This window comes from Streptomyces sp. SYSU D01066-1 (genome assembly GCF_054956795.1).
Map to the genome: position 1 here is coordinate 181155 of NZ_JBUDHV010000010.1, position 21009 is coordinate 202163.

Annotated in this window: 17 protein-coding genes; 7 read left to right on the forward strand and 10 right to left on the reverse strand. The window is 73.6% G+C overall.

What is annotated here, in order from left to right:
• The first annotated feature begins 28 nt into the window (after positions 1 to 28).
• From ACY1JF_RS13210 to ACY1JF_RS13220, 3 genes are all read left to right on the forward strand, one after another.
• Positions 29 to 1039, forward strand: coding sequence for a dihydroxyacetone kinase subunit DhaK (locus tag ACY1JF_RS13210; RefSeq protein WP_462705255.1), 1011 nt, complete (start codon positions 29 to 31; stop codon positions 1037 to 1039).
• The gene (gene dhaL / locus ACY1JF_RS13215; RefSeq protein WP_462705256.1) at positions 1036 to 1680 is read left to right on the forward strand and encodes a dihydroxyacetone kinase subunit DhaL; all 645 of its coding nucleotides are present in this window, start codon (positions 1036 to 1038) and stop codon (positions 1678 to 1680) included. The genes ACY1JF_RS13210 and dhaL overlap by 4 nt, the downstream gene beginning before the upstream one ends.
• A 295-nt stretch (positions 1681 to 1975) precedes the next feature.
• Positions 1976 to 2179: a cold-shock protein gene (locus ACY1JF_RS13220; protein WP_037622929.1), complete on the forward strand. Its 204-nt coding sequence runs from the start codon at positions 1976 to 1978 to the stop codon at positions 2177 to 2179.
• Between the two features lie 82 nt (positions 2180 to 2261).
• On the opposite strand, the gene ACY1JF_RS13225 is transcribed toward ACY1JF_RS13220, so the two are convergent.
• From ACY1JF_RS13225 to ACY1JF_RS13265, 9 genes are all read right to left on the reverse strand, one after another.
• Complete coding sequence (locus tag ACY1JF_RS13225) at positions 2262 to 3143, reverse strand: anchored repeat-type ABC transporter permease subunit (protein WP_462705257.1); 882 nt, start codon at positions 3141 to 3143, stop codon at positions 2262 to 2264.
• On the reverse strand, positions 3140 to 3889 hold the full coding sequence (locus ACY1JF_RS13230; protein WP_462705258.1) for an anchored repeat-type ABC transporter ATP-binding subunit: 750 nt from the start codon (positions 3887 to 3889) through the stop codon (positions 3140 to 3142). The genes ACY1JF_RS13225 and ACY1JF_RS13230 overlap by 4 nt, the downstream gene beginning before the upstream one ends.
• Positions 3882 to 5426 (reverse strand): TIGR03773 family transporter-associated surface protein, encoded by a 1545-nt coding sequence (locus ACY1JF_RS13235; RefSeq protein ID WP_462705259.1) that lies wholly within the window; start codon positions 5424 to 5426, stop codon positions 3882 to 3884. The genes ACY1JF_RS13230 and ACY1JF_RS13235 overlap by 8 nt, the downstream gene beginning before the upstream one ends.
• Positions 5426 to 6958, reverse strand: a complete 1533-nt coding sequence (locus tag ACY1JF_RS13240) for an anchored repeat ABC transporter, substrate-binding protein (RefSeq protein ID WP_462705260.1) — start codon at positions 6956 to 6958, stop codon at positions 5426 to 5428. Before ACY1JF_RS13240 ends, ACY1JF_RS13235 begins: the two co-directional genes overlap by 1 nt.
• A gap of 44 nt (positions 6959 to 7002) precedes the next feature.
• Positions 7003 to 8691: a choice-of-anchor M domain-containing protein gene (locus tag ACY1JF_RS13245; RefSeq protein ID WP_462705261.1), complete on the reverse strand. Its 1689-nt coding sequence runs from the start codon at positions 8689 to 8691 to the stop codon at positions 7003 to 7005.
• On the reverse strand, positions 8688 to 9332 hold the full coding sequence (locus ACY1JF_RS13250; RefSeq protein WP_462705262.1) for a choice-of-anchor M domain-containing protein: 645 nt from the start codon (positions 9330 to 9332) through the stop codon (positions 8688 to 8690). The genes ACY1JF_RS13245 and ACY1JF_RS13250 overlap by 4 nt, the downstream gene beginning before the upstream one ends.
• A 903-nt stretch (positions 9333 to 10235) precedes the next feature.
• A complete protein-coding gene (locus ACY1JF_RS13255) occupies positions 10236 to 11510 on the reverse strand; it encodes an MFS transporter (protein WP_462705263.1) in 1275 nt (424 codons plus the stop codon).
• A 218-nt stretch (positions 11511 to 11728) separates the two neighbouring features.
• Positions 11729 to 12823 carry an erythromycin esterase family protein gene (locus tag ACY1JF_RS13260; protein ID WP_462705264.1) on the reverse strand — a complete coding sequence of 365 codons (1095 nt, stop codon included), beginning with the start codon at positions 12821 to 12823 and terminating at the stop codon, positions 11729 to 11731.
• A 353-nt stretch (positions 12824 to 13176) separates the two neighbouring features.
• Positions 13177 to 14844, reverse strand: a complete 1668-nt coding sequence (locus tag ACY1JF_RS13265; protein ID WP_462705265.1) for a carboxylesterase/lipase family protein — start codon at positions 14842 to 14844, stop codon at positions 13177 to 13179.
• Between the two features lie 180 nt (positions 14845 to 15024).
• Between ACY1JF_RS13265 and ACY1JF_RS13270 the strand changes: the two genes are divergently transcribed.
• The 3 genes from ACY1JF_RS13270 (at position 15025) to ACY1JF_RS13280 (ending at position 18339) form a co-directional block, all read left to right on the forward strand.
• Positions 15025 to 16248: a lactate 2-monooxygenase gene (locus tag ACY1JF_RS13270; RefSeq protein ID WP_462705266.1), complete on the forward strand. Its 1224-nt coding sequence runs from the start codon at positions 15025 to 15027 to the stop codon at positions 16246 to 16248.
• Positions 16249 to 16350: 102 nt separating this feature from the next.
• Complete coding sequence (locus ACY1JF_RS13275; RefSeq protein ID WP_462705267.1) at positions 16351 to 16959, forward strand: hypothetical protein; 609 nt, start codon at positions 16351 to 16353, stop codon at positions 16957 to 16959.
• Between the two features lie 507 nt (positions 16960 to 17466).
• Complete coding sequence (locus ACY1JF_RS13280; protein ID WP_462705268.1) at positions 17467 to 18339, forward strand: SCO4651 family lipoprotein; 873 nt, start codon at positions 17467 to 17469, stop codon at positions 18337 to 18339.
• A 370-nt stretch (positions 18340 to 18709) separates the two neighbouring features.
• Here the strand turns inward: ACY1JF_RS13280 and ACY1JF_RS13285 are convergent, their stop codons facing one another.
• Positions 18710 to 18922, reverse strand: coding sequence for a hypothetical protein (locus ACY1JF_RS13285; protein ID WP_462705269.1), 213 nt, complete (start codon positions 18920 to 18922; stop codon positions 18710 to 18712).
• Between the two features lie 385 nt (positions 18923 to 19307).
• Here ACY1JF_RS13285 and ACY1JF_RS13290 point away from each other — a divergent pair, with 385 nt between their 5' ends.
• On the forward strand, positions 19308 to 20552 hold the full coding sequence (locus tag ACY1JF_RS13290) for a serine/threonine-protein kinase (protein ID WP_462705270.1): 1245 nt from the start codon (positions 19308 to 19310) through the stop codon (positions 20550 to 20552).
• Positions 20553 to 21009 lie beyond the last annotated feature (457 nt).

Consider the following 21009-nt stretch of genomic DNA (forward strand, 5'->3'; position numbering starts at 1 on the left):
GGCGCACTCCCGAAAGGAACACAACGCCGTGAACCATCTCTTCCTGCCGGCCGACGCGCCCGTGGACGCCGCCCTGCGCGGCTTCGCGCTCGCCCACCCCGGCCTCGTCCGCCTCCACGAGGACCCGCTCTACGTCACCGCCCGCGACCGGCACCCCGGCCGCCGGGTCGCTCTGCTGTCCGGCGGCGGCTCCGGGCACGAACCCCTGCACAGCGGGTTCGTCGGCCGGGGCATACTCGACGCCGCCGTACCGGGCCGCGTCTTCGCCTCCCCCCACAACCGCCAGGTCTACGAGGCATCCCGTGCCGTCGCCGGCCCGGACGGCGTCGTGCACGTGGTCAAGAACTACACCGGTGACCGCATCAACTTCGGCATCGCCGCCGAACGCCTGCGCGCCGACGGCATCCCGGTCCGCCGCGTCCTGGTCGACGACGACCTGGCCACCGACGACACGGAGACGGCGACCGGCCGCCGCGGCACCGGCGCCACGGTCGTCGTGGAGAAGCTCCTGGGCGGCGCCGCCGACGCGGGCCTCGGGCTGGACGAACTGGCCGAGGCGGGCGCCCAGTTCGCGGCGGCCTCGCGCAGCGTCGCCGTCGCCGCCCGCGCCCAGACCGCCCCCGGCCGCGGCGGCGAGGCCTTCGAGCTGGCCGACGGGGAGATCGAGTACGGCGTCGGCATCCACGGCGAACGAGCCGCCCGCACCGTGCCCCGCCCCGACTTCGCCGACCTCGTCGACCGCATGACCGAGCAGGTCCTCACCGCGCTCCCGGACGGCGGCCCGGACACCGTACTGCTGCTGGTCAACGGCCTGGGCGCGACCACCCTGCTGGAGCTGTACGCCGTCCACGACCGGGTCCGCCACGTCCTCGGCAAGCACGGTGTGAGCGTCGCCGGACAACTGGTCGGCACCTTCGTGCCCGCACTCGACATGAGCGGGTTCTCGGTGACCGTGACCTCGCTGCGCGACACCTGGCTCGACTGGTGGCGCGCGCCCGCCCTGACCCCCGCCTTCCCCGTTTCGGAGACCGCCCGATGACCACCACCGCCGACCAGGAAAAGGTCCTGCGCACCTACGCGGAGGCCGCCCGCACCGCCCACGACGCGCTGACCGCCCTCGACCAGCTCTCCGGCGACGGGGACTTCGGCGACAACCTCCGCAGCGGCCTCGACGGCGTGGAGGCCGCGCTCGACGAACGCCCCGCCGAGGCCCCCTTCACCGTCGCCGCCGGCGTCTTCCTCGACGAGGTCGGTGGCACCAGCGGCCCGCTGATCGGCCTGCTGTTCCAGGAGATCGGCCGGGCGCTCGCCGCCCACGGGGACGGCCGCGAGGGCTGGACGGAGGGCGTGCGCGAGGGCCTCGCCGCCATCCAGCGCGTCGGCGAGGCCCAGCCCGGCGACCGCACCATGGTCGACGCCCTCGCCCCCGCCCGTGACGCCCTCGCCGGCGACGGGGGGTTCGCGGACGCGGCCCGCGCCGCCCTCGCCGGAGCACGCGCCACCGCGGACATCAAGGCCCGCCGGGGCCGCGCCTCCTACCTCGGCGAACGCGTCCTCGGCACCCCCGATCCCGGCGCGACGGGCGTCGCCCTGCTCTTCTGGTCCCTGGCCCGGGCCGCCGAACCGGACGCGGACCTGGGCACGGTGGCCGACGTGATGGGCGGGCCGACGGCGTCCTGACCCGCGCCGACGGGGCGCGCACGGCGGCGCCCGCGGGGGCGCGGCGCCGCGGGCCACCCGATTTCCTCCGTGTTGCCCAGGACGATCCCTCGTGACCAGGTGTAACTACGGCCGGTGACAATGGCGTTCCCCGTTGGCAGGGCACCGTGCCGCCGTGTAGCGTCAGCAGCAGATGTCGTGGTTCGCCGTACCAGCCCGCGCCGTGGCGCGGGCGTTCTGCTGTGTGCCCGAGGACCAGGACGACCACCTCCGGGAACGCACCGTGCGGACCCGTCACCGATCGGAAGGCACCAACATGGCCAGCGGCACCGTCAAGTGGTTCAACGCGGAGAAGGGCTTCGGCTTCATCGCCCAGGACGGAGGCGGCCCCGACGTCTTCGCGCACTACTCCAACATCAACGCCACGGGCTTCCGTGAGCTCCAGGAAGGCCAGGCCGTCACCTTCGACATCACGCAGGGCCAGAAGGGCCCGCAGGCGGAGAACATCACCCCCGCCTGACCGGCGCGGCCCGCACCCGGGGACCCCGCCGGCCGACAGGCCGGCGGGGCCTCGCTGCGACCGGAGCCCGGCCGGAGGGGACTCAGCGGCCGGCCACGGCCGGGGACGTGACCTCCGCCCGCCGCACCAGCTTCGCCAGCAGCCCGTGGCGCGGCGCCAGACACCAGGTCAGGGCGAACAGTCCGGTCAGCACCACCACCACCGAGCCGCCCGCCGCGAGGTCGTACACGTACGAGACGTAGAGCCCGGCGACGCTCCCCAGACACCCGACGGACGAGGCGAGCAGGGTCATCGCCCACAGCCGCTCGGTCAGCATGCGGGCCGTGGCGGCGGGGGTGATGAGCAGCGCGAGGACGAGAATGTTGCCGACCGCCTCCAGCGACATCACGATCGTCGTGGTGACGAGGACGTACAGGGTGAGGTCGAGCCGGAACACCGGCAGCCCCGCGCACCGGGCCGTCTCGCGGTCGAGACTGACGGTGACGAGTTCCTTGCCGATCGCCAGGACGACCAGGACCAGCACGGCCCCGACGACGGCCACGGTCCGCACGTCCTCGGCGCCGACCGCCAGCACCTGCCCGAACAGGAACGACGAGAGGTCCGTCGTCCAGCTGTCGCGGGTGGAGACCAGGACGATGCCGAGTCCGAAGGCGAAGGCGAAGAAGACGCCGATGACGGTGTCCTCCTTCAGCCGCCGGTTCTGCGAGACGAAGGCGATCAGCACGGCCGTGCCGATGCCGGCCGCGGCCCCGCCGAGCAGCAGGTTGCCCTCGAAGGCGTAGGCCAGCGCCACGCCCGGGAACGCCGAGTGGGCGACGGCGTCACCGATGAACGCCATGCCGCGCAGCACGACGTGGACCCCGACGACACCGCACACCGCGCCGATGATCGCCGCCACGGTGAAGGCCCGTTGCATGAAGGGCAGGTGCCAGGGGTCCGTGAGGAAGCCGGCGAGAGTGTTCACGGCGCGCTCACCGTGCCGATCGCGCGGTCCAGGCCGAAGGCCCGCAGCATCTGGTCCGGGTCGGCGAGGAGTTCCGGGCCGCCGTCGGCGACCACGGTGCGGTTGAGCAGGGCCACCCGGCCGCAGGTGCGGGCGGCCGCCGCCAGGTCGTGCGTGGTCATCAGCAGCCCTCTGCCTTCCGCGGCCAGCCGGCCGAACAGCTCGTTCAGCAGTTCCTGGGTGGGGACGTCGACGCCGGTGAACGGTTCGTCCAGCAGCAGGACCCGGGGCCCGGCCGCGAGCGCCCGGGCCACCAGGACCCGCTGCCGCTGACCGCCGGACAGCTCGCCCACCGGCCGGCGCCGCAGACCGGTGAGCCCGGTCAGCTCCAGCGCCTCCTCCACCGCGGCCCGGTCGGCGGGGCCCGGCCGGCGCAGCCAGCCGATCCGCCGGGTACGGCCGGTCAGGACCGCGCCGGTGATGTCGATGGGGAAGTCCCAGGCGAACTCGTGCCGCTGCGGCACGTAACCGACGCCCTGCCCGGCCCGGCGCCCGGTCCGGCCCTCCACGGCGACCTCCCCCGCGGCCAGCGGCACGAGGCCGAGCGCGGCGCGCAGCAGCGTCGTCTTGCCGGCGCCGTTGGGGCCGATGAGCCCGACCAGTTCCCCCGCGCCCACCGTCAGGTCGGCCCGCTCCAGGACGGTGCGTCCGCCGAGGACCACCGTCGCGCCGGTGACCCGCAGCAGCGGGTGCGTGCCGTCAGCCACGGGCGGTCCTCCTGCGCCGGGCGGCCAGGAAGGCCAGGACTCCCGCCCCGGTGAGGCCGGCGGCCGCCGTTCCGGCGAGCACCGTCCCACCGGCGCCGGTGGAGGCCATCGACCCGCCGGACCCGTCCGACGCCGAGCCGTCCGCGGCACCCGTCCCGGAACCGGAAGCCTGCGGGGAACCCGTCGGCTCCGAGGTGCTGCCGGAGCCCTTGTCCGAGCCGTCACCCGGGGACACCGCCGAGGGATCGGTGTCCCCGACCACGAAGGTCACCGTCTCGGTGTCGCTGACGGCCGTGCCGTCGGCGAGCTTCCCGCTCATCTCGAACGTCAGCCGGTACGTGCCCTGCGCGGTGAACGCCCAGCCGCCGTGCGCGTGCGTGTTCGGCGCGACGTCGAAGGAGTCCGGCGTCCCGTCCCCGCTGTCGAACAGGACGTTCGCGCCCGACATGGCGTCGTAGGTGTAGAGCGCGAAGGCGCCGGGGCCGTCGACCGCGGTGAGCGAGAACGCCACACCGCCCTCGGTCGCCCCGGCCGTGATGTTGTCGGTCGACCAGCCGGGCCACAGCAGGCCCTCCTGCTGCACCTGGTCGAGCAGCCACACCGGGTCGCCGGCCCGGCCCAGGAAGGCGAACTGGTCGTTGTCCGGAATGGAGTTCTTCGCCGCGGGCTTGACGTGCAGGACGACCGAGGACGGCTCGCGCCACACGGTCCGCCCCGCGACCGTGCCGTCCTTGAGGTGGATCTGCAGCTTCCCGCCGACGACCCGCGCGGCGAAGTCGACGTGCCCCTCGTCGAGCACCTTCCGGTCGGACACGACATCCCCGCCGTCGTCGTCGGCGGCGGTGGCGGCGGTGGCGGCGGTGGCGGCGAGCGAGCCGGCCGTCCCCGCCACGGCCTCCGGTGCCCGTGCCGCCGCGCTCCCGCTCCGCTCGGCGGTGTCCGCGGACGTGGAACTGCCCGCGGCGGGCACCTCCACCGCCTGCGTGGCCTCCTCGGCCGCCGCGTCACCGGCCGGGGCCGCGTCTCCCACCGTCACCGTGTACACGGTGCCCACCGAGAGGCCGCGTCCGTCCGCCGCGGTGGCGTCCGCCTCGAAGATGACCTGGTAGGTGCCCTCCTCGCTGAACTCCCACCGGGTCTCCTCCCGCGCGCCGACGGGCAGCTCCCGTACGTCCGGCCGCGCGTCGCCGCTGTCGAAGACCGGCGCGTCACCGTCCCCGGTGTACACCTTCACCTCCCCCGGACCCTCCAGCCCGGCCAGGGACCACCGCACGGTGTTCCCGGTGACCGCCCCCTCGGGCACCCCGGTGGTGTCCCAGCCCGGCGCCGAGCCGTCCGGGGTCCCCGCCCGGCCGACCTCGACCCGGTGCGAGGTGTCCGCCGGGTCCAGCGTGAGGGTGCCCTCCCGCCAGGCGATCCGGCCGAGTTCCGCGTCCGTGCCGGTCGCGTCGTCCGCCACGGCGGACCCGCCCTGCGTCATGGTGGCCGCGAGGACCACCGCCACGGCGGTCCGCCGGTTCACGCGCATGCTGTTCATCAGGCCGATCCCCCCAGGCACGCGGCGAGTTCCCTCGCGTTGTGCCGCATCATCGAGACGTAGTCGTGGATCTTGTCGTCGAACGAGTCGCCGTAGAGCGTGCAGACGCCGACCCGCTGGTCCTCGGCGACCCTGCGCAGCACGTCGGCGCGGGCCGCCAGGTTCGGTTCCAGGAAGACCGACGGCACCCGCTCGTCGCGGATGGTGTCACCGAGCTTCTCCACCTCGGCGGCGCTGGGCTCCTGGTTCGGCACGGGGACGACGAAGCCCACCACCTCCATGCCGTACGCCTTCGCGAGGTAGCCGAAGGCGTCGTGCGTGGTGACGAGCTTGCGGTTCTCCTTCGGCACCGTGGCCAGCGTCCGGGCGACCTCCTCGTCGAGCGCGCCGAGCGTCCTGAGGTACGCGGCGGCGTTCTTCTCGTACGTCGCCCTGCCCTCCGGGTCGGCCTTGATCAGCTCGGCCTCGATCCGGCGGACGTACGCCTCGGCGTTGGCGACGTCCTCCCAGGTGTGCGGGTCCAGGTCGCCGTGCACGTGCTGGCCCAGCACCGCCTGCGGCAGCACCCACAGGTCGTCGCCGGGGGCGCCCAGGAAGGCGTACGGCTCCTCCTCGGGCACCGACTCCCGGGCCCGGTCGGGCACGTCGAGCACGACGTCCTCGGCGGCGACGCGCCTGGTCTCACCGCCGGCGCCGTCGGTGCGGACGTACACCTTCCCGGTCTCCGCGTCGAGCGCGACGTCGGCGTGCCCGCTGTCGAGGACCTCGCTTCCGGCGGGCGGTTCGGCGTCGTCCCCGACGGTGAAGGTGAAGGTGCCGCTGCCGATCTCCGCGCCGCCTCCGCCGAGGGTCTCCGTCCGTCCCCGGACGGTGAGCCGGTAGACGCCGGGTTCGCTGAACGCCCAGTTGACGTGGGTGTGCGCCTCGGGCGGCAGGGTGAAGGAGTCGGCGTCGTCGAACCCGTCGGAGGAGTCCACGTACACCTTGGGCCTGCCGAGCGTGTCGGTGAGGTACACCCGCAGATCGCCGGGGCCCTCCAGTTCGGTGGCCGTCGTACGGACCTGGGACCCCGCTCCGGCGACCTCGCCCTCGACGGCCCAGCCGAGCCAGAGCACGTCGAGCCCGAGGTCCTCCTCCAGCTCGATCACGGTGCCGCCGTACTCCTCGAGCCGCTCGCCCAGCTCGATCTTCGGGGTGGACTTCCCGGCGTTGGTGTGGACCATCTTCATGATGCCGGGTTCTTCGAGCAGCAGACCGTTGCTGAAGACGACATCGGCCCGGGTGACCGCGGTGGCGTCCCCGGGGCTCGGCTCGTACGAGTGGGGATCGCCGTCGCGCGGCACGATCGACGTGACGTCGACGCGGTCACCGCCGACCCGGCCCACCAGGTCGGCGAGGACGGCGGTGGTCGTCGACACGGTCAGCTCCGCGCCGGAACCGCTGTCCTCGCCGGGCCCGCCGCAACCACTGAGCAGGACGGCCGCCGCGAGCGACGCGGCGGCGAGGGGAGTACGTCTCGGGTGGCCCCGCATGGGGCTCCTCCTTCACTGGGACAGGACTGTGCCATGTGCGTTTCTCATGGAGCGGTGCGCCGGCGGCGTACGAGCAGCAGCGCGCCGCCGCCCAGGACCAGGGCGGTCGCCGCGGCCCCGGCGACCACCGCGATCCGCGCGCCGGTGGAGGCGAGCGCCCCGGTCACCGAGGTGCCGTCGCCCCCGGACGACGAACCGCCCGCCGTTCCCGCCGGGGCCGTCACCGGGCCGGCCGTGCCGCTGGTGTCCGCCGTGTCCGGCGCGTTCGGCGCGGACGACGACGGATCCGGTGAGCCGCCCGGTGCCGTGGAGGCGGTCCCCGACGGGACGGCGGTGGACGTGGCGCCGGGCGTGGTCGTCGGCGCCGCCGTGGGTTCCTCGCCCGCGCCGGGTGCGACGGCCGACGGGTCCACGTCGTCTCCCACCACCCACGCGACGGTCTCCGTGTCGGACGCCTCCGTACCGTCGGCGAGGGTGGCGCTCACCGTGAAGGTGGTGCGGTAGACACCTTCCGCGGCGAACGCCCACACCGTGTGCCGGTGGGTGGGAACGGACAGGCCGAAACTGTCCGGCAGCCCGTCCCCGCTGTGCGCGTGGGTGGTCACCGTGCCGACCGAGCCCTCCGTGAAGACGCTCACCGCGCCCGGGCCCCGTACGGCGTCGAGCGAGAAGGTGACCCGGCCGTCGACCTCGGAGCTCTTGAACTGGTCCGTGCTGAACCCCGGCCAGATGAGGCCGTCGACCTGCTGGACGGGCAGCCACCACACCTCGTCGCCGGCCGCGCCGAGGAACTCGTACCCCTCCGGGATCTTCCGGCGGGCCTGCGGCCTCACGTGCAGCACGACCGCGCCGGGCTCGTGCCACCGGTACGCCTGTGAGCCGCCCTCCCTCACCTGGAACCGCATGCCCCCGTCGGCCGGGCGCGCGGCCAGGTCCAGGTGCCCGTTGTCGATGACGTACGAGGAGGGGGCCGCGGTGGGTGTGCCCGTGGCCGTGCCCGACGGGCCGGTGGTGGGGGCGGTCGTGGAGCCGTCACCGGGCAGGACGTCCTCCGGGGCGACGTCGTCGCCGACGACCACGGCCAGCGTCTCGGTGTCGGCCGAACCGCCGCCGCGCACCGTGAACGTCAGCCGGTAGACGCCCTCCGCGGTGAACTGCCAGGTGGGCAGCGCGCGTCCGGCGTCAGCGGGGAGGGTGAAGGAACGTTGGACGGAGGCCGCGGTGCCGAGGTAGGGCACCGCCGGGGCGTTCACGTCGTCCATCTCCCGGGTGTACGAGGCCATCCCGAAGTCCCCGGGACCGTCGAAACCGGACAGCGTGACCTCGGTGTCACCACCCGCTTCGGTACCGTTCCAGCCCGGTTCCGGGGCGAAGATGTTCCCCGCCTCCCAGCCGTTGAGCTGCCAGCTGTCCAGGGTGCTGGTGCCCAGCGCCGTGGCCAGCGGATCGACGGTGTACTGCAAGGTGGCCGGCACCGCGTGCAGGACCACGTCGGAGGGCTCCCGCACGACCGTCGTACCGCCGGTGCGGTCGTCGACCTGCAACTGGAGCGTGCCGTCGACGAGCCGGGGCGTGAGGTCGAGTTCGCCCTCGTCCAGGACGACGGCACCGCCGGCGGCGCGGGCGTCCCCGCCGCCGGCGACCAGCCCTGCCGCGCCCAGGAACACCGCGGCCGCCACGGTCAGCGCCACACCTGTGAGGACGCGTCCGTCGCGCGCCAGGGCCGGTGTCACGAGCCGACGACGACCGTGTACGTCCCGGTGGCGGACTCGGTCACGCCGCCGGCCGTGCCCTGCACCCGGAAGGTGAGCCGGTAGGTACCGGCCTCCTCGAACGCCCAGTTGGCGTGGTTGTGGGAACCGACCGCGAACGTACGGGACTTGTAGGAACCGGTGGCGGTGTCGCTGTCGTACCAGCGGACACCGCTGCCCGTGTAGACGCTGAAGTCGTCGGTCGCGGCGCCGTCGCGGGTGGCGCTCACGAGCTGGTAGGAGACGCTGTCGCCCGCGAAGACGCCGGTGGTGAGGTGTTCGGTGGAGACACCGGCGAACAGCACGCCGGCGGCGTCCGCCTCGGCCTCGGTGTCGGGCAGCAGCCATATCTGGCTGCCCGAGCCGAGGAACCCGTAGCCGGGATTGGTGACCTTGGCGGCGGCCGGCACGGACAGCGTCACGTCCGCGGGCTCGTACTCGGTGTCGTTCTCCTCGTCGTGGACGTGGAGGTGGAGCTCGGCGCCGTCCCACTCGGCGTCGAGGACGTCGACGTGCCCGCTGGTCAGAGTGGTGGCGGCGAAGGCTGAGGCGTTCAGGCCGGCCGTGGCGACGGCGGCGGCCACGAGGCCGGTGACGGTGAGCAGACGTCTGTGGGTACGCAAAGGAGACCCCTCTAGGTCATGTTCATGCCCCCTCGGACACGATCAAGGACGATAATCGTTTTCATCAACGTCTGGCAATGTCTTTCGTGAGTTCTGGCGAGCTGTGAGGGACCCGTGTCTGACGGCGGTCCGGGCCGAGCGGACCGCGGGGGCCCGACGGCCGGACGGCACCGCCGTCGGCGGCCGGTGCGCCCCCGCCGGCCCATCGGCCGCCGGTGCGCCGGCGAGAGGCCCCCGCCGGTGGTGGCCCTCCCCGGGCCCCCGGCCTTCGACGCCCGCGTCGACGCCTCCCAGGCCCCCTCGTCCTCTCCGGCGCCGGCGGCATCGGGCGCGACCTGACCCCACACGGCTGCGCGCCTTCGTCGACCTCCTGCGACCGCAGCGGAGCCGTCCTCACCGGGATCGTCGGCGCCGCCCGGGACGGCCCCGGTCCGACGGAGGCGCTCCCGGCGCGCTACGCCGTCCGCCGCCACCGCCTCACCGCCGGACCTCTCGCGGGCCCGCGGCGGGCCGGCCGGATCCGTGCGGATGCGGCCGGAAGCCGATCGCCGATCAGCTCCGGGGCGCTGTCCACCACCGGCTGCTGATGCTCGCGCAGCCGCTGACCGCGGAGTTCGCGGATCAGCTGACCACCGGTCTCTGCCAGGGCGTCTCCCCGGACCCTCCGTGCCGAAAGACATGATCCACGGCGTACGGTGCCCCGACGGCCCCGACGGCCCCGACGGCCCCGACGGCCCCGACGGCCCCGACGGCCCCGACGGCCCCGACGGCCGTCACACCGGTCACCCGGGCGCCGCGCCGGCCGGTGCTCCGCGGTCCGTGGCCGTCTGGCCGTCTGGCCGTACGTACGGGCGGTACGTACTGGCCGTACGTACCGCCCGTACGCAATACCCCTGCGGACCGCTATCCGCGTTCACCGGGGGCGGCGGAAGGCAGGAGCGAGGCGGTGGAGGCCGCCTCGCGTCGGTGGGCCGGGGCGTCCCCGGCGGCCGTCGAGGCGTTCCGGCCGGGAGCCGGGATCACGGCGGAGCGCCTGTCGCCCCGGTCCATGAGGCCCCCGGTGAACGCGAGTCCGAGACCCGCCAGGGCGAGTGCCGCGCCGACCAGGTTGGGCGAGGCCCAGCCCCAGCCGGCCGAGATGGTCAGGCCGCCGAGCCACGCCCCGCCCGCGTTGGCCAGGTTGAAGGCGGAGTGGTTGGAGGCCGCCGCCATCGTCGGAGCGTTCCTGGCCTTGGCCATGAGCAGCATCTGGACCGGCGTGGTGATGAAGGACCCCATCGCGCCGAGGAAGGCGATGGTCACGAGCGCGGGCACCGTGCTGTGCACCGTGAAGTAGAACGCCACCAGCGTGGCGGTGAGCAGGACGAGCCCCACGTACAGGGTCGGCCGCAGCGCGCGGTCGGTGAACGGGCCCGCGACCAGCGTGCCGAGCGTCATGCCGACCCCGTAGAGGGCGAGGACCAGGGTGGTCGAGGAGTCGGAGACGCCCGTCAGGTTGGTCAGCATGGGCACGAGGTAGCTGTACACGGCGAAGAAGCCGCCGAACCCCACGACGGCCGTGGCCAGGCCGATCACGACCTGCCGGTTGCCCATCGCCCGCAGTTCGTGCCGGACGCCGGACTGCCCGCCGCGCGGCTGGTGCGGAACGAAGAGGGCCAGCGCGGCCAGGGCGACCAGGCCGATGACGGCGACCGCGCCGTAGGCGAACCGCCAGCCCAGCTGCTGTCCGAGAGCCGTGCCGGCCGGCACACCGACGATGTTGGCGACGGTGAGCCCGAGGAACATCCTGGAGACGGCTCGTGCCGCGCGCTCGGGCGTCACCAGCCGCGAGGCCACCACGGCGCCGACACCGAAGAGCGCGCCGTGCGGCAGCCCCGCCAGGAACCGCGCGGCGAAGAGCGGGCCGAAGCCCGAAGCGACCGCGGAGGCGACGTTGCCGACCACGAACAGCGCGGTCAGGAGCAGCAGCAGGCGCTTGTGCGGTATACGCGCTCCGATGCCCGTGAGGACGGGGGCGCCCACGACGACACCGAGCGCGTAGGCCGAGACCAGGTTGCCGGCCTGCGGTACGGAGACACCGACGCCGTCGGCGATCTGGGGCAGCAGCCCCATCGTGGCGAACTCGGTCGTGCCGATGCCGAACGCGACGACGGCGAGGGCCAGCAGGGCCAGGGGCATGGTGCGGGCGACCTTTCGGGGTTTCGGTACGGGAACCGGGGCACGGGCGTTCCCGTCAAGCTCCGCCGTCATCCGGCGCACCTGATCGGCCCGAGCCCCCCGAAGTGCAGCGGTGACGAGACGATGGGCATTCCAAGATCGACCCGATTCCGCCGTGAACTGTGTCACGCCCGGTGGTGTGCTGTGGCGAACGGGGCGGTTCCGCCCCACCGGCGGGGTCAGCCGCGCGGAAGCAGCCGGCTCGGCCGGATCTCGTGCAGGTGGACCACCGCGTCCGCCGACCTGAGCAGGTTGACCGGGTCCGGGTCCCGCGGCCAGTGCGTGCCGATCTCCCGCTTGGGCCTGGGGGTGTCCAGCCAGGCGCGGGCCGTTGGCGGCAGGGTGCGCGGATCGAGGTACCAGTCGCGGTGGCTCACCCGGTCCAGGGTGTGCTCGAGCGAGCCGGGCGCGGCGGGCCCCACCGCGAACCGCTCGACGTCCTCGTCGCGGGGGTCGGAGACGCCCGGGTCGGTGGCGTGGAAGGAGCCGCGGCCGAAGGACAGGCCCACGGCCCGGTAGCCGTCCCCGAGCGCGCGGCGCAGCAGGCCGCCCTGGATGACCGGGTAGTCCGGGTCGAAGCCCTCCAGGTACACGTGCCCGTTGTGGGCGGCCAGCACCGTCCGGTCGCCGGTCCTCCGGAGCCACCAGAGGGTGTTCTCGGTCATGACGGTGTCGCGGTACGCCAGGGCCTCGCCTTCTTGCCCCGGGTCGTCGTAGTCGAAGGCGTACTGGCGCGCGACCTGGTCGACGGCGGCGGCGTGCTGGACCGCCCAGGCGTGGTCCTCGTCCGTACCGGCGGGTTCGCGGGCGCGCAGCAGCGCCAGGACGCGGCCGGTGCGCTCCGCCTTCTCCCGCCGCACGGACAAGGGCTCCTCGATGTACGCCGCCATGTACTCCCCGGCGGGCCGGTCGGGGCGCAGACCCCGGTACAGTCCGGGGCCCGCGTAGCTGCTGTCGTTGCCGGCGAACCCGACCGGGTCGCGGGGGTGGGCGACGTTGTACGCGCGCATCCACCGGATCAGTTCGAGGACTTCGCCGGTGTGCATGAACAGGTAGGCGTTGTGGAGTTCCTCGGACATGATCCGGGCGGGGTCGCCGGCTCCGGTGAGCAGGTGATCGTTCAGACGGAGGCCGGTGCTCCAGGGAGCCTCGAGCACGAACGAGCGGAAGCCCTTCTCCTCGACGAGGTACCGGAACACCCGGTGCTGGAAGGCGAGGAACTCATGCCCGCCGTGGGCGGCCTGCCCGACGCCGACCAGCCGGGCGTCGCCCACCGTCCTCCCCAATCCCCGGACCGACGGATCGGCGGAGGGGGAGCAGCCAGAAGTACGGGGGCCCCGGCCGGCGCGGTGCGCGGTCGGCCCGGCCGGGGCGGCGAGACGTACCGGCAGCGGGAACACGACTGGCCGTGATCACGCCGCCCGCTTCCGCGGCGGGCGGCCGTCGGCATCCGTCGCTTCGCACCCCGACGCACGAGGCACGGAGCTGGGGAGACAGGGGGGTGGTCACCCTCCGCCGGTTCGAGTACGCCTCGGCGGTGGCCGAGGCGTACTGGAGGCGGTGAGCACGGGGCGCGGACGGAGGAGGGGAGCCGCTGCCGCGGGGGCCGGAGCGGCCCTGGGACCGGCTACTTGCCCTCGACGGGTTCCGCCTGCGGGACGGTGTCCTGTCGCGCGAGCCGGCGCCAGAAGTCGAGCCGGTGTTCCCGGACGTAGTCGACCGGCCCGATACGGTCCGGTGCCAGGGACTGGGTGTGCGGTACGGCATGGGCCGGATCGAACCGGGGCCACCGGGGAAGTCCCGGCCGGTTCGGTGTGCCGGTGCGGGCGAACTGCGCCCACTGGTCGGTCATGGTGCCGGACAGGCGCACCTGGGCGCGGGTGAAGTGCTTCTGCGCGGCGGTGTCCTCGAACAGGTACGGGGTGTCGCCCGCGTGGTAGGCGCCGAAGTCGAAGTCCCCGGGGAAGGGAAGGTACATGGGGGCGTCCCGGTCGGCGAACTCGTAGGCGTACGTGGGAGTGCGACGCCCGAACGCGACGGCCTGGGCGTAGGTGCCCCGGGCCCACATCCGGTCGGTCACCACGGTGGCCCAGGCCAGGGCGGGTGAGGGGAAGTCCCCGACCGGGTAGTACGCGCTCACCGTGTCCGCCCGGTCGCCGAAGGCCGTGGCGAGAGCCCGCTCGTACTGGCCGGCGGTGAAGGGGGAGCCGACCGCGTCGTGGGCCATCCCGACGAACAGCCGGTGTTCGTCCCTGGTGGCCCCCGTCATCACCGGGACGCGGGTGAAGCGGCCTTCCCTCAGCGCCTCCTCCGGCAGCTCCGGGAGCACGTCGGTGCCGTAGGCGAACGTCTGGAAGGTGTTCATGATGTGCGGGACCGCCAGCAGTCTCTCCACCGGCAGCGCGCGCAGGCACCGCAGCGCGCGCTCGGGGCCGTGCCCGGCACAGCCCAGGGAGGAGGTCATCGCGACACCGGCGTCACGTACTTCCTCTTCCGTGCGCCAGAGGTAGTACGGGTAGGCCGGTACCCCCTCGCCCATCGCGCCGGCGGGCATGTCCATCATGCCCTCGCCGCTGGCCACAACGGCGCGGTGGAACAGCCTCCGGGCCCCCGGTGAGGTGAGGTGTGCGCTGATGGCGCCCGCGCCGGACGACACCCCGGCCACGGTGACGTTGTGGGGGTCGCCGCCGAACGCGGCGGCGTTGCGCCGGACCCACTTCAGCGCCGCCTGCTGGTCCTGGAGGGCGAACGTCCCCGACCCCTCGAGCCCTGGATAGCCGAATCCGCCGAACACCCCGAGGCGGTAGTTGACCGTCACGACGACCAGGCCGCGGTCGGCGAGCCGCCGCGCGTCGAAGAGGCTTCCTCCGCCCACCGAGCCGTCGCCGTGGATCCACACCAGGACGGGGGCGGGCCGTTTCCCGGCAGCCGGGGCCCGCGTGGTGACGTCGAGGACCAGACAGTCCTCCTCCACGCTCGACACGCCCGCGTAGGAGGAGGCGACCTGGGGGCAGAGCGGGCCGGGCCGCACGGCGTTCCGTACGCCCTTCCAGGGCCGTACCGGGCGCGGCGCGGCCCAGCGGTGAGCGCCCGTGGGAGGTCCCGCGTAGGGGATGCCCCGGAAGAGGACGTGGGGTCCTGTCCGCAGGCCCCGGACGAGGCCGCTGCCGGTGCGCACCGTGACGGCGGTGTCGGCGGACACCGGAGCGCGCGGGGGTTCCGGGGCCGGGGTGCCCACCAGGAGGAGGACCGCGCTCGCGAGGACCGCGATCACCACTGTGCGTTTCGCTGCCATGGCCGCCGCCTGTCTCGCTTCGGGTCGACGTGAGTACGGAAAGACACGGGACGCGTGCGCCGTCACCTGTCCAGAAGCACATATAAGCCCTCGACGCGGTGCAGGCGGCCGGTCCGGGCAGTCGGGTGAAACCCGGCACGGCCCCGGAGCGCGGGAAGGGGGGTGCGGAACGGATCCCGTATGAGCGGTGGAGCGGGACGTGGCACGGGACGCCGGACCGACTGGACGGCGTACCAGCGCGAGATCTTCCGGGACGGTCTGGCCGGGGCGCCTCCTCGGCTGCCCACGGACCTGACCCGTCTGGAGGAGCTGGCCGCGGGACGGCTCGGCGCCGGACCGGTGGGGACGGTGGCGGGAGCCGCGGGGGACGGGCGTACCGCGCGCGCCAACCGCGAGGCGTTCGACCGGTGGCACATCGTGCCCAGGATGCTGCGTGACGTCCGCGTACGGGACCTGTCGGTCGACGTGCTCGGCCGCCGGCTGCCGGCCCCGGTCGCGCTGGCGCCCGTCGGTGCCCTCGCGGTGGCGCACCCCGGGGCGGAGAAGGCCGCCGCCCGCGCCGCCGCGGCACGAGGTGTCCCGTTCGTCCTGTCCTCGTCGTCGAGCACGCCGATGGAGGAGGTCGCGCGGGCGATGGGGGACGGCGAGCGGTGGTTCCAGCTGTACTGGGCGAAGGACCGAGAGGTCACGAAGAGCTTCATGGCGCGGGCGCGGGCGTGCGGGTGCACGGTCCTGGTGGTCACCCTGGACACCTGGCTCCTGGGCTGGCGGCCGGCCGACCTCGACCAGGGGTACATGCCCTTCCTGCACGGGGTGGGGACGGCGAACCACTTCACCGACCCGGCGTTCCTCGCCGGGCTCGCCAGACCCGCCGAAGAGGACCCGCAAGCCGCCGTCACGCACTTCTTCCGCCTGTCGGGCGACCCGGGCAAGACCTGGGAGGACCTGGCGTTCCTGCGCGAACACCGGAAGGGTCGGCTCGTGCTGAAGGGCGTCCAGCACCCCGACGACGCGCGGCGGGCGGTGGACGCCGGCATGGACGGCCTGGTGGTGTCCAACCACGGCGGCCGACAGGTCAACGGTGCCGTCGGCTCCCTCGACGTGCTGCCCGCGATCGTGGAGGCCGCCGGCGCCCGTCTCGACGTACTGTTCGACAGTGGCATCCGCACGGGGGACGACGTCCTCAAGGCCATCGCCCTCGGCGCCCGCACGGTACTCCTGGGCCGGCCGTACGTGTACGGGCTGGCCCTCGACGGGCAGCCCGGTGTCGAGCACGTCGTCCGGACACTCCTCGCGGAGTTCGAACTGACCCTCGCCCTGTCCGGTTTCAGCGGTCCCGGGCAACTCGTTCCCGACTGCCTCGTACGGGCTCCGGGGGCCGGCCCGGGACCGTGGCCGACGTGAGAACGGCCGGGCACGTCGCGCGGGAGGCCGGCCGGACCGATGCGGAAGCCGTTCTCTCCCCGGATCACGGATGAGGGCCGGGCGGCGTGGGAGGATGCCCGGGTGAACTCTTTCCCGGATCCCAGCACCCGTCCTGGTCATGGTCCGCGGCAGCTGCCGGAGCCCGGGCGGGCGGAGCCCGGTCAGTGGTCCCGACTGGAGGCCGCGCTCGCCGTGGTCAACCGTGACCTGACGGCGGTCCTGCCGGATCAGGACCCGCTGGTCCTCAACGTCGTCCCGTCCGGGCATGGCTCGTCTGCGAGCGGGACCGGCGAGGGGCATGTCGTCGTGGCGATGCCGGACGGCCGTTGGCACGGGAACCCGGTGAACGCGTACGACCCGGAGGAGGACGACCCGCCGGAGCCGGACGACGCGCACACGGTCCTGGCCGTGGTCGCGGAGGCCGCGCAGGAGACGGTCATGGAGGTGCTGTGGGAGGTCTGGCCGGTGTGCTGGGTGCACGGGACCGGACTGCATGTCCGTGCGACGGGGGCCGGGGACGGGCGGCGGGACGAGGGGGAAGCGCTCGGCGCGCCGGTGTGGTGGTGCCGCAGCGGCGGCGACGGCGAGGGCCACGAGGTGTCCGCCGTGGGGGAGTTGGCCGCGGCCGTACCGGAGGAGGCGCGTGGTGCGCGCCGGGCCGGCAAGCGTGGACGAAACAGCCGGCGGTAGCCGTGCGGCCGGACGGCCGTTCCTCGCCGGACGGCCGTTCCTCGCCGGCCGGTCCCGTTCCCGTCGGCCGGTTCCCGGCAGAACCGTTTCCCCGGATCCCTCGCGCCGCGAAACAAATCGGTCTCACCTGGATGACGCGCAAGGAGTGACCGTGCCCCCGGGGCGGACCGGTGAGCAACGGGCTGGAGCGAAGGGGGCGGCGGTTCGCCGCTTTCCTCCGCGCCCCGGGGGTGGCCTTTCCGTGTCCCTGATGGTCAGCGGTGATTCCGGAGAGCGGGGACTCCCGGCCTTCTCATTCCCCTGGGGGGAGGTACCGCCTGCACCTGTGACGACGCCTTCGGACCGCGTCGGGCTCGGTGCCGTCTTCCCCCGCTCGACCTCCTGACTCGACTGGAGCCGGCAACTCGCGCCGTACGTACGTGTGTTGCTTGCCGCTCGGGGCATTCGGTCCAGCACGCCGACGTGATGTGACGGCGGCTGGCACTCGTCGAGGAGATGGGGATTCGCATGCGTTGCAGGGGGACGAAGACCGCCGCGATCGTGGTCGCCGCGGTGACGGGGAGCGTTGTCCTGACGGGATGTGGTGACGGTGACGGTTCGCAGGCCGAGGAAGACGGCGCGTCGCCGAGCGCGAGCAGCAGCGCCGACACCCAGGAGCAGGGCACGACGCAGGTCCGGGCCGCCTACGACAAGACGGCCGAAGCCGAGTCCGCGCGGATGACGATCACGATGGATCTCGCCGCGGGGGGCGAGACGATCACGTCCAAAGGCGAGGGCGTCCTCGACCTGGCCGAGGGCGACAGCGTCACGACCATCACCGCGCAGGACAAGACCGTCGAGCAGCGCGTGGTCGACCAGGTCCTCTACCAGAAGGTCTCCGGCCAGAAGGCTTCGGGCGGCAAGCCCTGGATCAAGATCGACCTGGAGAGGGCCGTCGCGCAGCAGGGCCTGAGCAACCAGCAGATCGGCGACCCGGCCCAGACCGCCGCCTACGCCAAGGCGATCACCGACAAGGACGTCACCAAGGTCGGCACCGAGAAGGTCGGCGGAGTCGACACCACGCACTACAAGGTCTCCGTGGACGTCCCCAAGCTGCCGGGCGGCGACCAGATGAGCAAGCAGATCGGCCCGACGCTGCCGATGCAGGTCTGGCTCGACGACGAAGGCCGGCTGCGCCGCCAGCGGATCGACATGACCGTCAAGGCCCCGGCCTCCGCCTCCGCGCGGCCGGAAGGCGACGCCTCGCCGCAGCAGCTGAAGATGAGTACGGTGATGGAGTTCTCGGACTTCGGGACCGAGGCCGACGCCGAAGCCCCGCCGGCCGACCAGGTCACCGACATGACCGACGAGGCTCTCCAGGGCAGCCGGCAGCAGAGCTGAGCCCGGCGTTCGACGTGGACGCCTCCGGTGCGCCTTTGCCGACTCGGCGCGTCCGGCTGTCCCACCGGCATCGTGGTGCCTGGCCCGGTGTTCGTTCCTCGCGCCTGCGGGCCGTCCCGGTCCTGGCCGGGAGGGTTCCGGTACGGCCGCTGGACGGGCCGTGGCCGCGGACGTCGCGCAATCCCCGCCGCACCCGGGCGGGGACATCGGCGCGGCCGAGGAGCCGGCGCGACGCGCCGACGGCCGGAAACAGGCCGTGGTGGAACGCCGAGCAGCCGTTCCAGCTCGCGGACCGTCCGTCGCGGGCCCTTGGCGTGCGCGGTGGCGAACCACGGCTCCGCGGCGGCGAGGTGCTCTTCGGCGCTGTCGGCTAGGTCACCTGGCCGGTGTTCGGGCCGAGCGTCTTGAGCACGAGGCGGAAGGTCTGCGGATCGGGGTCGCGCAGCCCGTGACGCTCGGACATGACGACGGCGCCGTAGTCCCTGTCGTACCCGGTGTACCGGTCCCACGGCTCGGCGCCGGACGGGCCCGGCAGGGCCGCGACGTGGCGGGTGTGCGGCGGTGGACCGGCCCCGGCGGGCACGACGGCTTCCGCCGGGGCCGGTCCACCGCCGCTCCGGGCGGCCGAGAAGCAGGGTGGTGTACCCGTCCGCCACGAGGAGGACGGAGGAGTCGCCGCCCGGTGGTACGCGAAGAGGAGACGGGGACACCGTGGTTCCCCGATCGGCACCGGAGGTCTTCGCCACCACGACGCGGGTGTGCCGGACGGTTCGACGCGGCGGCGCGGAAGTCGGTGCCGAGGGGACGGGCCATGAGGGCCGGTGAGCAGCTGTCACCCCTTCGAAGTAATTCGACTGTGATCGCTTGTATGACACGGATGCGGGCGGGGAGAATCACTTGATTTTCGCCAAGATCACGTGCCGCGGGAAGCGGTCACAGGGTGCGAACGGGGCGACAGGGGGAGAAGTATGCGGTCCAGGTTTCGTGCGGAGTACCGGCTGGGGTCGGGGCCCAGGGGAGAGGTCTTCCTCGGCCGGGACGACGTCACGTCGCGGTGCGTGGTCGTGAAGATTTTCTCCGCCAAGGACGCCAAGGACGTCTACCGGTTGCGTCCATCAGCAGGAGAAACGTTCATCCAGGTGATGCGGACCCAGTCGAGACTCGTCCACCCAGGTGTGCTGCCGGTCCTGGGCATCCTTGAGGAGCCCGGTGCCCCCGCCGTCGTACTGCCCGTGGCGGACGTGTCGCTCGGGGAGCTGCTGAAGGCGGGGGCGATGGCGGAGGCCGACGCCTTCCGGATGGCGATGTCCGTGTGCGAGGCCGTGGAGTTCGCCCACGCCCAGGGCGTCCACGGAGGGAACATCAAGCCGAGCAACATCCTGCTGACGGACGGCCGGTGGGTCCTGACCGACTTCATATCCGACGGTGGCCGCACCGCGCCGGGCACCGGGCGCGAGGCGCTGCTGCCGACGTCACTCGACACCATCGCCTACTCGGCGCCCGAGCGGTACCACGGCAGGCGGGGCGTGGACGCGCGCTCGGACGTGTTCTCGCTCGGCCGCGTCTTCTACCACTCCCTGACGGGCAACCTCCCCTTCCCCCGCCTGCGGCAGGAGGCCATCCCGGCCAAGTACCGGTACGTCGTCAACAAGGCGGTCAGTGCCGATCCGTCCGCCCGGTACCAGTCCATGGCCGAGTTCAAGCAGGAGCTGTCGCTTCTGTCGGTGGACGCCCCGGGCCACGACCCTCTGCAGCGGGAGGCCCGCCGCCTGGGCGTTCGTTTCCTGGAAGGCGACACGGACGCCGCATCGGCCCTCGTCCGCTTCCTTGAGGAACACGCCCGCGACGAGATGCTCTGCAGCGCCGTCGTGCCCTTCCTGCCCGCGGTCACCCTGTCGGCGATGCAGGCCGCCTCCGCGGCGGCGTTCGGCTCCGTCGTCGCGGCCTTCACCCGGTTCTGCGGCGGCCGCATGCCGCTCGGCCACGCGGAAACCTGCGTCACCTTCTTCCGCAAGGTCTTCTTCGCGGCCGAGGACCCGCGGATACGTGAGCTCTCGCTCCGCCGCATGGTGCTCATCGGCAGGGAACACGGCCTGCCGTCGGCGGACGCGCTGGTGGAGGAACTGGAGCTCGTGCTGGCCGGACGGGCGGAGTCGGGCATCCTCCGGGAGCTGATCCGGGACGCGCGGGACGCCGCCGGAGGAACACCCTGACCCGTGTCGTCGGGACACGACCGGTGCCTGCCCGGGGGACGTGCGTGAGCTTCGTCCGGAGAGGCGGGACGAATGGCGGGCCGCCGGCGACCAGCGCGAGGAACCGGCCCAGGCAACGCTGACGCCCGCGCCGGCCCGCACCGCCCCGTCCCGCACGAGGAGCGGATCGGCATCGGCCCCGCCCCCGGATGCTCGGCGGCGAGCTGCGGCGCGGTCGGCGGGTGCGCGGTCGGCCGGTGCGTGCTCGCGCGCTTGCCGTCGAGCGGACCGGCGGCGGCCGGCAGGCGCGTTCCGAGGCACGCCGACACCACCGAGCGGGCGCCGCCGGCCAACCCGCGGACCCGGCCCACCACCTCGGGCCCGGTGAGCGCGCGCCTTCTGCCCGCCTGGCCGCCATGGTGATCCGCACGACGTCGCTGTCTCCGCGGGGAAGCGCCTGACCTGCCCCGGCTCGAAC

What these genes read in the sequence shown, in the direction of transcription:
- dhaL (WP_462705256.1), top strand. Translation starts at nt 1,036, where the DNA reads ATGACCACCACCGCCGACCAGGAAAAGGTCCTGCGCACCTACGCGGAG.
- ACY1JF_RS13220 (WP_037622929.1), top strand. Translation starts at nt 1,976, where the DNA reads ATGGCCAGCGGCACCGTCAAGTGGTTCAACGCGGAGAAGGGCTTCGGC.
- ACY1JF_RS13235 (WP_462705259.1), bottom strand. Translation starts at nt 5,426, where the DNA reads ATGAACAGCATGCGCGTGAACCGGCGGACCGCCGTGGCGGTGGTCCTC.
- ACY1JF_RS13240 (WP_462705260.1), bottom strand. Translation starts at nt 6,958, where the DNA reads ATGCGGGGCCACCCGAGACGTACTCCCCTCGCCGCCGCGTCGCTCGCG.
- ACY1JF_RS13255 (WP_462705263.1), bottom strand. Translation starts at nt 11,510, where the DNA reads ATGCCCCTGGCCCTGCTGGCCCTCGCCGTCGTCGCGTTCGGCATCGGC.
- ACY1JF_RS13265 (WP_462705265.1), bottom strand. Translation starts at nt 14,844, where the DNA reads ATGGCAGCGAAACGCACAGTGGTGATCGCGGTCCTCGCGAGCGCGGTC.
- ACY1JF_RS13270 (WP_462705266.1), top strand. Translation starts at nt 15,025, where the DNA reads ATGAGCGGTGGAGCGGGACGTGGCACGGGACGCCGGACCGACTGGACG.
- ACY1JF_RS13280 (WP_462705268.1), top strand. Translation starts at nt 17,467, where the DNA reads ATGCGTTGCAGGGGGACGAAGACCGCCGCGATCGTGGTCGCCGCGGTG.
- ACY1JF_RS13290 (WP_462705270.1), top strand. Translation starts at nt 19,308, where the DNA reads ATGCGGTCCAGGTTTCGTGCGGAGTACCGGCTGGGGTCGGGGCCCAGG.